The 14,079-nt window shown below is 47.5% G+C and carries 9 protein-coding genes; 8 read left to right on the top strand and 1 reads right to left on the bottom strand.

Annotation, left to right across the window (positions count from 1 at the left end):
* Positions 1-961 precede the first annotated feature (961 nt).
* The 8 genes from JK154_RS12675 (at position 962) to JK154_RS12640 (ending at position 13,499) form a co-directional block, all read left to right on the top strand.
* Positions 962-1,564, top strand: coding sequence for a hypothetical protein (locus tag JK154_RS12675; protein ID WP_249215905.1), 603 nt, complete (start codon positions 962-964; stop codon positions 1,562-1,564).
* Entirely contained in the window at positions 1,555-2,358 is an 804-nt protein-coding gene (gene bcsQ / locus JK154_RS12670) for a cellulose biosynthesis protein BcsQ (protein ID WP_211992907.1), read from the top strand. Before JK154_RS12675 ends, bcsQ begins: the two co-directional genes overlap by 10 nt.
* 18 nt (positions 2,359-2,376) lie before the next feature.
* The gene (gene bcsA, locus JK154_RS12665; protein WP_211992906.1) at positions 2,377-4,476 is read left to right on the top strand and encodes a UDP-forming cellulose synthase catalytic subunit; all 2,100 of its coding nucleotides are present in this window, start codon (positions 2,377-2,379) and stop codon (positions 4,474-4,476) included.
* Entirely contained in the window at positions 4,473-6,758 is a 2,286-nt protein-coding gene (bcsB, locus tag JK154_RS12660) for a cellulose biosynthesis cyclic di-GMP-binding regulatory protein BcsB (protein WP_211992905.1), read from the top strand. The genes bcsA and bcsB overlap by 4 nt, the downstream gene beginning before the upstream one ends.
* A gap of 38 nt (positions 6,759-6,796) precedes the next feature.
* The gene (locus JK154_RS12655; RefSeq protein WP_249215916.1) at positions 6,797-10,765 is read left to right on the top strand and encodes a cellulose biosynthesis protein BcsC; all 3,969 of its coding nucleotides are present in this window, start codon (positions 6,797-6,799) and stop codon (positions 10,763-10,765) included.
* On the top strand, positions 10,765-11,250 hold the full coding sequence (bcsD, locus tag JK154_RS12650; protein ID WP_211992903.1) for a cellulose biosynthesis protein BcsD: 486 nt from the start codon (positions 10,765-10,767) through the stop codon (positions 11,248-11,250). The genes JK154_RS12655 and bcsD overlap by 1 nt, the downstream gene beginning before the upstream one ends.
* Before the next feature lie 44 nt (positions 11,251-11,294).
* Complete coding sequence (locus JK154_RS12645; protein WP_249215915.1) at positions 11,295-12,254, top strand: glycosyl hydrolase family 8; 960 nt, start codon at positions 11,295-11,297, stop codon at positions 12,252-12,254.
* A 150-nt stretch (positions 12,255-12,404) separates the two neighbouring features.
* Positions 12,405-13,499: an adenosylhomocysteinase gene (locus JK154_RS12640; RefSeq protein WP_249215914.1), complete on the top strand. Its 1,095-nt coding sequence runs from the start codon at positions 12,405-12,407 to the stop codon at positions 13,497-13,499.
* A gap of 125 nt (positions 13,500-13,624) precedes the next feature.
* On the opposite strand, the gene cspA is transcribed toward JK154_RS12640, so the two are convergent.
* Positions 13,625-13,837, bottom strand: coding sequence for an RNA chaperone/antiterminator CspA (cspA, locus tag JK154_RS12635; RefSeq protein ID WP_211992900.1), 213 nt, complete (start codon positions 13,835-13,837; stop codon positions 13,625-13,627).
* Positions 13,838-14,079: the final 242 nt, after the last annotated feature.

The following is a 14,079-nucleotide window of genomic DNA, read 5'->3' as shown; positions in this document are numbered from 1 at the left end:
ACACCCTGGCCCGACGATATAAAAACCACGTGTACGGTGTAATCATCCAGCAGGCGTTGACTCAGCATCCAGCGTCATACCGGGTACCCTATTTATTACAACATCCATTAATATTTACCGTAGATCATTTTATGGAATATTTTATTACTCCACCGTGACAAGTATCACGATGAAATGAAATAATAAAAAAACAAAACAATGAGTTAACTGAAACTCCTGTTTTTTATATGACATAAAGAATACCTGACATGCTCACTCTTTTTATTAGAGTAACTGTGCCGGGGTTAAGTCTTCCCTTCTGAATACAGTCATTTTCTTCTCAATACGGCTTTGATAAAAAATCCGTATATAACAACATGATCAAAACCATTCAGATTGAGCAATGTTAAATCTTACATATTCAGCAGCGTTGTAAATATAAATACGTCACTCTCATAACGCCTTATTCTATTTCTTTAAAATAGATACCTGAAAAGTATGACTCCCCATTACAGCAAGAAAACCAACTCATTGATAATACAAGTTATTAATGCTAACAAGATGATCTGTAAGGACATTAATGTATAAGACCTTTGAAACAGAATGGTTATATTGGGCAAAATGATAGTTCAGATTATTAAATACAATATTCATTCATGCTGGAATGCTCTGACCAGTAAAGGGTTCTCCCCCTAAATAGATAATCACTTTCCAGGTATCAATCTCCTCACATTACAATCAGTTTGCTTCATAAAGAATGTTATTTATCGCCTTAATATTTCCAGTATACTACACTTGAGAATAAGGCTTTATTGTCTCTTGGTTAGTCGTAAAAATATATGATTTATCATGCAGTTAATAGTAAATCATTGTGGGTCATGGCGTTATTGGTATACGACTTGTTGATATAAAACTTTTGAACAATGCGAGAACAAGTATGGACCAGTATGAAGACTTGCAAAAATTTAACGAAAAAACACATATGAAATCAATAAGATTTATTGACTTCACCAAACAAAACAAAGAAGTAAATCATGGACACTGGTCCATTATGCAGCAGCTCGCAGGAGGCAATGCACCAGCCACGCCAGCACCACCTTCAGGTCTGAAACTACCGATTCCTGATGAACCTGTGCCCTTCAAGGCTGCAAACCCAGCACATTTAACGCCTCTGGATATGAATCAGGCCCCTTTAACCACAAAACCCCAGGCAGAAAAATATGCATCTTCTCTGGTTAAAGAAATTGGGACGCAGTTAAATCGTTCAGTGTCGTCTCAGCCAGAAGCCCAGCAGGCTCCTCAGGCTGAGGTGCAAGTGCAAGCTCAACCACAATTTCAGCCCCAGTCGGGGATCCAGGCTCAGGCACAGTTTCAGCCCCAGCCGGGGATCCAGGCTCAGTCACAGTATCAGCCCCAGCCGGGGATTCAGGTTCAGCCACAATTTCAGCTCCAGCCCGGGGCTCAGGAACCGCTTTCATCTAATTTTTCGCATTTGTTTGCCACATCATCAGTTGATAAACCTTCTGTGGATGGTAAAGATGCGCCCTTGCAATCACTATTAAAAAGAATCGCAACATGCCGTTAATATGCGTTTGTTCCCCTAAGGGTGGTGTCGGAAAAACGACTCTGACAGCAAACCTGGCTTATGCCCTTTCACGCGCAGGCAATAAAGTTCTGGCGCTGGATTTTGATGTCCAAAATGCACTACGTTTGCATTTTGGCGTTCCCCTGTCTGAAACACGAGGCTTTGTCGCTAAAGCGACCGAAGTTCAAGACTGGAGTCAGTCTGTATTAACCGTCGGCACCAATCTGTTTGTCCTGCCTTATGGTGAAGCCAGTGAAACGCAAAGTGAATTGTTCACAGAAGCCCTGAAACAGGATAAACATTTTTTGGCCCGCGGGTTAAACACACTACTGAATTATCCCGGTCTCATTATCATTGCAGACTTTCCACCGGGCCCTTCTCCGGCGCTTAAAGCTATATCGCCAATGGCAGATTTACACTTGGTGGTACTACAGGCTGATAGTGCATCGCTCTCTATGCTGCCCTATGTTGAAAACCAACGGCTCACGGGTGATGTACTGAATCAAAAATCGGGACATTATTTTATTCTGAACCAGACTGATAGTCGTCGTCAGGTCAGCCGGGATGTGGCGAGTTTTGTCGAACAACATCTTGGTGACCAACTGCTGGGCATGGTACACCGTGACGAAAGTGCGGTAGAGGCCAATGCATCACAACAATCTATCTTCGATTTTAATCCCTCGTCTGCCGCCGCTTTTGATATTGAGCTTATTGCTAAAAAAGTGGTGGGAATTCTGGGGATCGAAGTCGGGGATGGTACTGTCCACTCTGTTCCGCGGATGTCGGGAACCTAATTTAACTCGGCTCTATATATGAAAAAGCTACTGTACGTTTTAATAGCACTGGCCATTATCCCCGTTGCCTTACTGGTCATTATCACGCCAATGGATAGCCAAAAACAGTATATCTTTGGTCTGATCAGCATCGGTCTGCTTTTCCTTATGGGATGGAGCAAAAAGCGCAGTATTTCCGTGATCATGGTGGTGATGTCATTATTGATGTCAACGCGTTATATGTATTTCCGTTTAACACAAACCCTGCATTTTAACTCTGAAATTGAAACGATACTGGGTATCGCTCTGTTTTGTGCCGAAGTTTATGTCTGGGTAATGTTAATACTGGGCTATTTGCAGAGTCTCTGGCCACTTCAGCGAGAAATAGTCCCCCTGCCTGAAGACATGTCAAAATGGCCAACGGTAGATGTCTATATTCCAACCTATAACGAATCACTGGATGTCGTGCGCGACACTGTTCTCGCAGCACAATGTCTCGAGTACCCTGCAGATAAATTAAATATCTATATTCTTGATGATGGTAAACGGCGGGAGTTTGCTGTTTTCGCTTCTGATGTTGGGGTCGGTTACATTACGCGTAATGATAATGCTCACGCAAAAGCGGGTAATCTCAACCATGCAATGAAAGTGACGAATGGCGAATTGCTTTGTATTTTTGATTGTGACCATGTGGCCACACGAATCTTTTTACAAGCCACAGTAGGGGGATTTTTAAAAGACCCCAAACTGGCTTTGGTACAAACGCCCCATTACTTTTATTCCCCCGATCCCTTTGAACGTAATTTGTCAGGTGGACGTAATATCCCTAATGAAGGAGCGCTATTTTACGGGCCACTTCAAAAAGGTAATGATTACTGGAACGCGGCTTTCTTCTGTGGTTCCTGTGCCGTGATCCGCCGCAGTGCCCTGGAAGAAACCGGCGGTTTTGCCGTCGAAACCGTCACCGAGGATTCCCATACTGCCCTGAAAATGCAACGCCGTGGCTGGAATACTGCTTTCCTTGGTATTCCATTAGCGGCAGGGCTGGCGACAGAACGTTTGGTGCTACATGTTATTCAGCGTACTCGCTGGGCCCGTGGGATGACACAAATATTCCGTCTTGATAACCCCCTATGGGGGAGAGGGCTAACGATCCCTCAACGGTTATGTTATTTAAGTGCAATGCTCTACTATCAGTTTGCCCTGCCACGGATCATCTTCCTGGTAGCACCACTGGCCTATTTGCTCTTTAACCTTAATATTATTTATTCCTCCGCCAGTCTGGTATTTGCCTATGCCTTGCCGCATCTTTTCGTGGCAATTTATGTAACTTCTCGCTTAAATGGCCGCTATCGTTACAGTTTCTGGGGCGAAATATACGATCTGGTATTAGCATTCCATATCCTACTCCCGACAATGGTCACTTTGTTGTTCCCAAAACGTGGCAAGTTTAACGTGACTGACAAGGGAGGGTTATTAAACGTCGGATATTTTGATTTTAGCGTGGTCAGGCCGCACCTGATTGTGGCTATTTTACTTATCAGTGGAATTATTGCCGGCATCGTTAGAGCTTTTGCTCATGACTACTACAGTGTTGATCCCAAAGTTATGGCTTTAAATGTGGGCTGGGGGATCTATAGTTTGATATTCCTGCTTGGCGCTATTGCCGTCGCCCGTGAAACCAGACAAACCCGTAAAAATATCCGTATTGATGTCAATATACCGGTGATTATTCATTATGCCAGCGGCGTTTCATCACGCAGTCAAAGCATTGATTTATCAATGGGAGGGTGTCGTATTATCCCACCAGATGATCGCCACCTCACAGATCAAATTGAAGAGGTTGAACTCTTACTGGAGGCTAGTGATATCAGTATTCCAGTGACCTTAATTAGTGCTGATGATCACTCGATCCGTTTAATGTTTGAAGAAATCCCACTGTCTCGCCGCCGTGAGCTGGTGCGTGTAGTGCTGGCGCGTGCTGATGCCTGGATCCATCCTCCAAAACCGCAAGATAACCCACTGCGTTCGATGATGATGATTGTGAAATGCGTCTTTGACCTGTTCTGGCTGACGTGGAAGTCACGCCGCAAAAACCGCCAATTGCGGGCACAGGCTAAACAGGATGGTCACGCATGAAGCATTTACTCTCTACTGCTTTACTTGCTGGTGCATTTTTTACAGCCCCTTTATACGGGGAAGAAACGACTCTTGATAATTTACTGCCGTTGAATTTGTCAGCACCAGCGTCCCCTGTCGCCCCCGTAGTGCTGACCCCGGCGATGGTAAGCAATCTCAAGATAGCGCAAATGGGACAACCTGCCGGGGTAAGTATGGGCGGCGGACAGCTACAGGCGGGGATCAACTTTACCTTACCTGTAGATCAGGTCATCACTAACGCACGTTTAGTGCTGCATTTGAGTGTTTCACCGGCGATAGCTGAACATAACGCAACCTTGCAATTAATGCTGAATGGTCAGGCATTAGGCTCTGTACCATTAAGTTCTGCAGAACAGGATGATTCCCGTTTTCAACTTGATGTACCCGCACCACTACTTGTCTCAGTGAATAACCTGAGTTTTAAGATTAACAATGTAGATACCATGCTGTGCCAGCGGGATGCCAGTGGAGAATACCGGGTCACTATTCTGCCCGACTCCCAGTTTGAACTTGAGGGGCAGCAGTTAAACATTGGCAATGACATCAGTAATTTCCCACGCCCATTCTTTGACGATATGCAAATGTCCCCCTCAACCATATCGTTTTCATTCCCGGAAAAGATCAGCAATGATGGGGTCAGTGCGGCGGCACTGCTGGCATCCTGGTTGGGTATTGAGGCCGATTATCGGGGGATCCACTTTGATGCACAATACAACGTGTTACCAGAGAAGAATGGTATTCTGATAGGCCACCCGGGGGATAAAATTGGGGGCATTGTTCTGCCTGATAGTGACAAGCCATTACTGCAGTATATTGATAACCCAGCAAACCCTGCCTATAAATTATTACTGATTGTTGGGAAAGATCAGGCGGCGCTGCGTACTGCGGCCTGGCGACTGACACAAGGCCAATTTCAGCAACAAACGCCCAGCATGGTAGTAGAGCCTACCGCTATCCCAGTGAGTCAACCTTATGATGCCCCACGCTGGATACCCACGGATCGGCCGGTAAAACTGTCCGAACTGTTGCGTAAAGATCAAAGTCTGACCTCCTTAGGCATCTGGCATGAACCACTCAATATTGCCTTTCGTGCCGCCCCGGATCTCTTTTTGTGGGATGGTGGCAGCATTCCAATGCACATTAATTATCGCTTTCCTACTGAAGAGTGGATCAATGAAAGTCACTCCTGGCTGAGCGTCACCCTGAATAATACGTTTTTACGCAACCTTCCCGTTAACAAACAGGGAATACTGGAGTCCTTGTGGCACAAAGTAGGGGGAGATGCCCGCCAGGAACAATCGGATATCTCTATTGAGCCCTATCAGATTTACGGTGATAACCAGCTATCACTCTATTTTAATATTACTCCCCAGGAAGATGCGCCCTGTAGTGTTCTATTAAATAACAATATTAAGAGCCAAATTGACGACAGTTCGTCGATAGACTTGAGCCATACACGCCACTTTGCTTTGCTCCCTAATCTGTCATTTTTCGTTGGGGCATCATTCCCCTTTACCCGGCTTGCTGATTTCTCACAAACCGTCTTACTGCTCCCTGAGAATCCGTCCGAGACTCAGATAGTCACACTGCTTAATATGGTGGCCCGCTCCGGGAATGCGACGGGAACGGCTCTGGCTAACAACCATGTCATCTTCGGTATACCAGCGGGAGGTTCCAACCTTGAGATGCTACGTACCAAAGATGTACTGGCAGTGAGTGATATGACCCAATATTTATTTAACCAGCAGTTACTTAACCAGTCCCCATTTGGCACCAGGGACAATACCCTGATTGCGAAGAAACCCACATACTGGCAAAAAATACTGCGTTGGCTGGGGGGCGACTGGACAGCTGACAGTGTGGATGCTGACCGTTACTTTTCATCCAATACAGACTGGCGCGGCTTTCTCAGTTTCCCTTCCCAGTGGAATAGCGACCGTCTGGTGGTCATGATATTGGGCAGCAATAATGATCAATTATCACGGTTATCTACAGATTTAGACTCAGCCAAAATCAACGCAGGTATTCGCGGTGATGCGGCTATCATTACTGATGAGAATGGTGTTCGTAGTTTCCGTGTTGGAAGACAATACCCTAGTGGGCAAATGCCGGATCATATGATGATTGTTTGGTATGCCAATCAACACGCCGTATTACTGGCATTTTCGGCTCTGTTGTTCAGTATCATTTTTGGCTTGCTGTTATATGCCGTATTGAAAAAACGGGCACGTGAGCGTTTGGATCTGGATAATAAAAAATGAAAAAAATAACAGTAAAATCGGCAATATTGCTCACTGGAATGATGGGCTTTAATGCTGCGGCGCAGACGCCGCAAAACGATGCAGCGCTGAAAGCACTATTTGACCAGGCAAATTACTGGCACGAAAAGTCACATGATGTACGAGCCAGTGAGTCATTACAGAAAGTGCTGATGGTGGACCCTGAAAATACGCAGGCTATGTATTTGATGGCACTTTGGGCACAACAAAGTAACAATGAACAGCGCGCAGCACAATGGCGCGACAGACTGAAGAAAGCCGATCCTGGTAGCGCGTTGTTACAAGCTCTCGATAATGCAAAACAAGTTGAGAAAATCCCGGCAGGTACGCTGACACTCGCACGCCAGCAAGCACGCAGTGGCAATATTCCGGCAGCGATGGCAACGTGGCACACCCTGTTTAATGGCAGTACCCCGCCCCCGGGCCTTGCTGCTGAGTATTACCTCACGATGGGGAGTGATAAGGCTAACTATTCCCAGGCACTGGCGGAGTTACAGCGCTTTGTCGCCCAGAATCCTGGAGAAATCTCTGCCCGTGTCGCATTAGGAAAAATGCTGACCTGGAATGAAGGAACCCGGCGTGACGGTATCGCGCTGTTAGAGCAAACAGCAGCCACTAACAAGGATGCTGATGACGGGCTGCGCCAGGCGTTGCTTTGGTTATCGCCCACCACGGGTGATGCGCAAAGTTATGAATCCTGGATACAACGCCATCCACAGGATACCCAGCTCCAGACCTACTATCGTAATTCGATTGGGAATACAGCAAAAGGTGAAGGCTTTAACGCCCTGAATCGAGGGAATAGTGCCGAAGCACAACGTGATTTTGAACAAGTGCTCCAGAATAACCCAGAAGATGCAGATGCCTTAGCTGGTTTGGGCTACCTTGCCCAGCAGAGTGGCGATTATCAGGTCGCCTCACAGTATCTGAGCCGCTCCGCCAGCCAGGGGGGTGAGGCATCCGCTGAACGTAAACAGCAAGCAGATGATGCGGCATTCTATGGCCAATTATCCCAGGCACAACAAGCATTTAAAACAGGCAATATCAGTCAGGCCTTAGCGTTATCAGCGCCTTTAGCGCAAGGTAATGGAGAGCAGGCGATATCGGCAAAACTGTTTCGTGCAGACGTATTACGCCACAATAAGGACTACCTGCAGGCTGAACAGGCACTCCGTGACGTTATCAATACACAGCCTCAAAATGCGCAGGCTCGTGAAAACCTTTATTACGTACTTAAAGAGCAAAATAAAACTGCGGAAGCCGATACGGTGTTGCGGACTCTGCCAGCCTCCCTCCAGGCAAGACTTCAGCCTCGCGTGGTGACGGGCACCCCGAGTGACCCTATCCGGCAACAAGCTGAGCGACTGGCTAATGCAGGGAATACGACAGAGGCGATTGTGCTTCTGCGCCAGGGGGTGGCACGCTACCCTTCTGACCCCTGGATGCGCCTGAGTCTCGCCCGTTTGCTGCAAAAAACTGGTTATAATGGTGAGGCAGCAACCATTATGCAGCCAGCCTCGCGTGTTGGCGCAGAGAACAATGCGCTATTTGCCGCCGCTATTTTTGCCAGTGAGAGTGAATCCTGGCCACAAGCCCAGGCACTGCTTGCCCGTATTCCTGCTTCTGCACAGAACACCCAAATGCGTGAGCTTGCCCAGCGAGTCAACTACAACCTGAATATCGCCACAGCACAAAATTATCTCGCCCAGGGCAATGCCGTCGCAGCAGCCAATACACTTAAAGCGCTGGCCTCCCATCCACCACAAAGTCCTGTTGATGCAGGTAAGCTGGCCAGTCTGCTGGCTCAGAGTGGTGATGTTAATGGCGCCGTTGCTATTGTGCGTAGCAATATGCAGAACGGGGTACAGGGAAATGCCGGTGATTATGCCGACCAGCTAGCTGTACTCAATCAGGCCGGGCTTACCAGTGAAGCGCAGCGCTTTATTTCTGATCCGACCTTAATGGCCAGGAGTACTCCAACACAGTTGGCTAGCGCACGTAACGGCTACGTTATCAACGAAGCGGACACACTGCGTGAGCAGGGAAATTATGCTGCTGCCTATGACAAGCTGATTCGGGCCCTGCAAAACGATCCTAAAAATACCGACCTGATGTTCGCCATGGCGCGACTTTATGAATCCGGAAAGATGAATAAAGAAGCTGGGGTAGTCTATGACTATTTAATGACCCACGACACGGCCAACCAGGATGCCCGGGCGGGGGCAATAAACATCGCCCTGGCAGAAAATAATGTCTCCAGAGCCAGACAGTTAGCTGCGGGTTTGAATGCCAGCCAGTCTCCTGAGCGTCTGTTCTTATTAGCACGACTGGAAGATGCATCAGGCAATCATCAGCAAGCGATGACCTATCTGCGTAGTGCTCGTGGCAAACTACTTGGCCTGCAGCTGACCGGGAGCGCTGCCACGCCAACAGTCGGTGGCTTACTGGCAGCAGATAATCCGTTTGTCGGAAATAGCCCGGGCAGCAACCTGGCAACGAGTCGTGCTTTACCATGGCAGGTCTCACAGAAGGCCGCCGAACCAGGTACCGTTCTGCCTGGCATTATGCGCACCGACCTGCCCCAGGATACGGCGCAAAACAGAATGCTGCGTCAAGTGGATGACATGATGCAGAACATTGACCAGGATATTGGTATGTGGGCACAGGGGGGGATCACCGTCCGTGGACGTGATGGGGAGTCAGGCACCAGTAAACTCACTGAAGCAAAAGCCCCGTTAACCTGGTCTGCATCCCCTTTTGGTGAATCACGTTTTGAATTTACTGCAACACCTGTGGTGCTTAATTCCGGCAGTGCAGCCGGTGATACCTGGCGCCGTTATGGCTCTAACCCACTATCAAATGCATCATCCAATTTAATCTCAGCTATAGAAAATGAGCAACGCACGATCGCGAATATGGATGAAGACCAGAAAAAGAAATATTTTGCGGCAAACCCTTACGCCAGAGCCTTTGCCGAACTGCCTCTATCAGATCTACCAAGCCCGAATCTGACCGATACCGATGAATTAGCAGGCCTTAAGGAACTATTGGGCTACGATAATGGCAATATCGCGAAATATCTCCAGTCTTTAAATTATAAAAACAGCAGTAGCCAGCAGATAAGTGATTCAACTGAATCCAAAAATGCCAATGGTGTAGAGTTGAGCATGGCATTAAGCGGCGAAAATTACCGGGCTGATATCGGGACGACACCCTTAGGACAGGATCTGAAAACAATTGTCGGGGGTGTTAAATGGTCACCAAAACTCACTAATTATTTATCACTGATCCTGACCGCCGAACGCCGGGCCGTGAAAGACAGCTTGCTGTCCTATGTGGGGCTGGAAGATAAATATTCCGGTAAATCCTGGGGGCGCGTCACTAAAAACGGCGGGAGTGTACAACTCAGTTATGATGACGGTGATGCTGGTTTCTATGCGGGTGGCGGGGGCTATAGCTATCTTGGTGAGAATGTTGCCAGCAATACCAGCGCCCAGGCAGGGGCCGGGGTTTATGTTCGCCCGTATCATGATCAATTCCGGCAAGTACAAACCGGTTTAAGTTTGAGCTGGATGAATTTCTCCAAAGACCTCAGTTATTTCACCTTCGGCCAGGGGGGCTACTTCAGCCCGCAAAACTACATCAGTATTGCCCTGCCAATTGAGTATAGCCAGTCAATTAACAACTGGAAGGTCAAACTAGGCGGTTCCCTGGGTTACCAGTCTTATACCCAGGACGGTAGCGACTATTTCCCAACGAATAAAGCCTGGCAAGAAGGGTTGGAAAGTCTTGAAAGTATTGGTGCCGCGAAAGAGTCTCGTTACGGTGGTACGTCACAAAACGGCATGGGGTACACCATGCGTGCTGGGCTCGATTACAACCTCAATAAAGATATAACCATCGGTGGTGAAGTCGGCTACGATACCTTTGGCAACTATAACGAAAGTACGGCAGGTGTCTATTTTCGCTATATGCTGGGAAGAAACTAATGACATTACATATTGAAAATAACGCATTACTGAACTGGTTTCAGCGTCAGCAAACCCCGCCGGGTTGGTTTGATTTGCTGGCGATCATGATTGATGGAATGGCCCAGAATGCCAGCGCACAGCAAAGTCGTCCCTTTTTGCTGCAGATGGGGGATAAATTAGCACAATCTTATCCCTTATCAGCCTCAGAGACCCTTCAAGAGCTGGAAAATAATATCAATCAGCATTTGAGCTACTTTGGCTGGGGTTGTATTGATATTACCTCCACAGAAACAGCATTACTCTTCCATCATCAGGCATTTCCTGTTTGTTATGGTCAGGACGAAGAGCGACAGATTCGCTGGTGTAATGCATTCAGTGTGATTATGGAAGGTGTTTATACTCGCTGGATGTTACAGCAAGGGGGAGAGGCTCACGTCATTGTTACCCGTGATAGCATACTTTCATTATCTGAGATCCAGTTCCGCTATCATACCGCACAATGAGCCTGACTATGTTAAAACCCGTTTGGACGACACTAATCGTCGTCATGGCACTAATGTGCTCACCTTTCACTCAGGCCAGCCCACAAGCCTGGGACGTCTATAAAGCGCGCTTTCTGATGCCTGACGGGCGCATTATTGATACAGGAAACAAGGGTATCTCGCACAGTGAAGGACAAGGGTTTGCCATGCTGGGGGCGGTCTATAACAATGACCGACAGACCTTTGACAAGCTATGGCAGTGGACCAGACAGACACTGCAAAATAAGCAAACTGGCCTGTTTTACTGGCGTTATAACCCGACATTAGCTGACCCCATTACGGATAAAAATAATGCCACTGATGGCGATACGCTCATCGCCTGGGCATTACTCAAAGCGGAATCACGCTGGCAAGATAAGCGGTATGGTAAAGCGTCCGACGAGATAACCAAATCTCTGCTAGCGCATATGGTTATCGATTATGCAGGCTACAAGGTAATGCTACCGGGGAAGGATGGGTTTAACCACAATAGCGAAATCATCCTGAATCCATCTTATTTCGTGTTTCCTGCCTGGGCTGACTTTGCGAAACGTAGCCATTTACAGGCATGGCAGACCCTGATTCAGGACGGACAAACTCTGTTAGGTGAAATGGGCCAGGGCTCGGTTAATTTACCTACCGACTGGGTATCTTTACGGGCTGATGGTCAACTGTTGCCCGCAAAAGAGTGGCCTGCGCGCATGAGTTTTGACGCAATTCGTATCCCACTTTATCTCTACTGGTACGATAAGAAATCTCCTTTACTGTTGCCATGGCGCATCTGGTTTAGCCAGTTCAGTCGGCTGCAAACACCCGCGTGGGTGAATGTAGAAACTAATGAAAAAGCGCCTTATATGATGGCAGGAGGTTTATTGGCAGTTCGTGATTTAACCATGGGTGAAGTCATGACGGCTCCGCAGATAACGCCACAAGAGGATTATTATTCGGCAAGTCTGAGTATGCTGGCCTGGCTGGCTTATCAGTAAGCGTCACGCTCACCAGTGTCATACTCTATTCAGTAAGCCACCGCTATCGTCAATAACCCGCGCTGTCAGATGGCAGCGCATCCCTTTTCAGTATCATAAAAATCACGAGATTATTATCTGTAAGGAATGACATTGAGCACCAACAACGAAATGTTTATGAAAGAGATCCAATGGTCTTGCCTGCATATGACTCGCACGCTGAAACAAGTCGAGTCGCTTCCTGACCTTAGCCATGTCCGCATTGCTTGTAATATGCACCTCGACTTAAAAATGATCCCACTCGTTGAAGGCTTATTAAAGAAAAATGCACGCGTATTCTTAACGACCTGTAACCCGACGACTGTTCAGGACGATGTGGTCGCTTATCTGGTCGCTGCCGGGGCTGAAGCCTGTGCATGGCGCAATATGACCCATAACGAATGGCATGAATCATGGGAAAAAGCCATTGCCTGGCGCCCAACGCACCTGTGCGAAATGGGGGCAGACATTACCACGTTGCTGCATCAGCGTGGTGATTTCGGTGATGTGGTTGCCTGCCTTGAGGCGACCGGATCCGGCGTTAGCCGCCTGCCTTCTGACAGACCTGGCTATCCCATATTTAACTGGGATGATTTACCTGTTAAAGAGGGCCTTCACAACCGCCACATGGTTGGCTTAACCGCCTGGCAAACTTTCTTCCAGACCACCCACCTGACACTGCACGAAAAACGCGTACTGGTCATTGGCTATGGTCTGGTAGGCCAAGGTGTTGCAGCCGCGGCTAAAGCCTATGGCGGCCAAGTCATGGTGGCAGAACGCGACCCGGCTCGCCGTTTGCAGGCAGCGTATGATGGCTGGCACGTGGTTGAAATTGAAGAAGTGATTACCACGACAGATGTGATTGCCACTGCAACTGGGGCAAAAAAAGTACTTGGTTCCGCACTACTGGATCAAGCAAAAGACGGTGTTTTTGTGCTCAACGTGGGCCATGTCGCCGAAGAGATTGATTGTGCGTATTTGAAAAAATACCCGAATCAGGAGGTGATGCCTTTTATCAATGCTTACAGCCTGAAGGGTAAAACACTGTATTTAATGGCGGATGGATCCATGCTCAACCTCACCGCCGGGTTTGGTGATAGCCTGAATGCCTTCGATGTGACACTGGCAGTCATGGCCAGTGGAATCAAACATATTGTCACTGCCGGGCAAGATGCAGAGCCAGCTGTCTACTTACTGCCCCAGTCAGTATGGGAAACAGCTTTATAGAATGCATTGCCAGCCTGATTCATCAAAAAGGTGGCCCTGCATTCATAACTGTCGCTATATCATAAACGACAGAAACAAAAAAACCCGCAAATGCGGGTTTTTAGCTAACTTAACGCAGGGCTGAATTACAGCGCAACAACGTTAGCAGCAGCTGGGCCTTTAGCACCATTCTCGATGGTGAACTCAACTTTCTGGCCTTCATCAAGAGTTTTGAAGCTGTCGCTCTGGATTGCAGAGAAGTGTACGAATACATCTTTGCTGCCATCAGTTGGAGAAATGAAGCCGAAACCTTTCTCAGCGTTGAACCATTTTACCAAACCAGTCATTTTGTTAGACATAAATATTACCTTTTTCAATTTCTTGAGCCACGATTCGCGGCGAACATGGTCTGTTCAGCAGAGTTGGACTTAATCTGGCACTTAGGAGGAGACTCGAGAAAAAGGGATATCTAAGATAGCGCTTGAACTGAGGACTGCTTTACTAAAACTGCTTTCATAAGGTCTGTATTCCAAACCGATGCTATTTACTCACATCCCTAAACATTTAGCAATCCCAATTTGAAAAACTCACCGTTTTCACG

This window comes from Citrobacter sp. JGM124 (assembly GCF_018257795.1).
Lineage (GTDB): Bacteria > Pseudomonadota > Gammaproteobacteria > Enterobacterales > Enterobacteriaceae > JGM124.
Note: the sequence above shows the minus strand (reverse complement) of the source record. Positions and strands in the feature narration are given on the sequence as shown.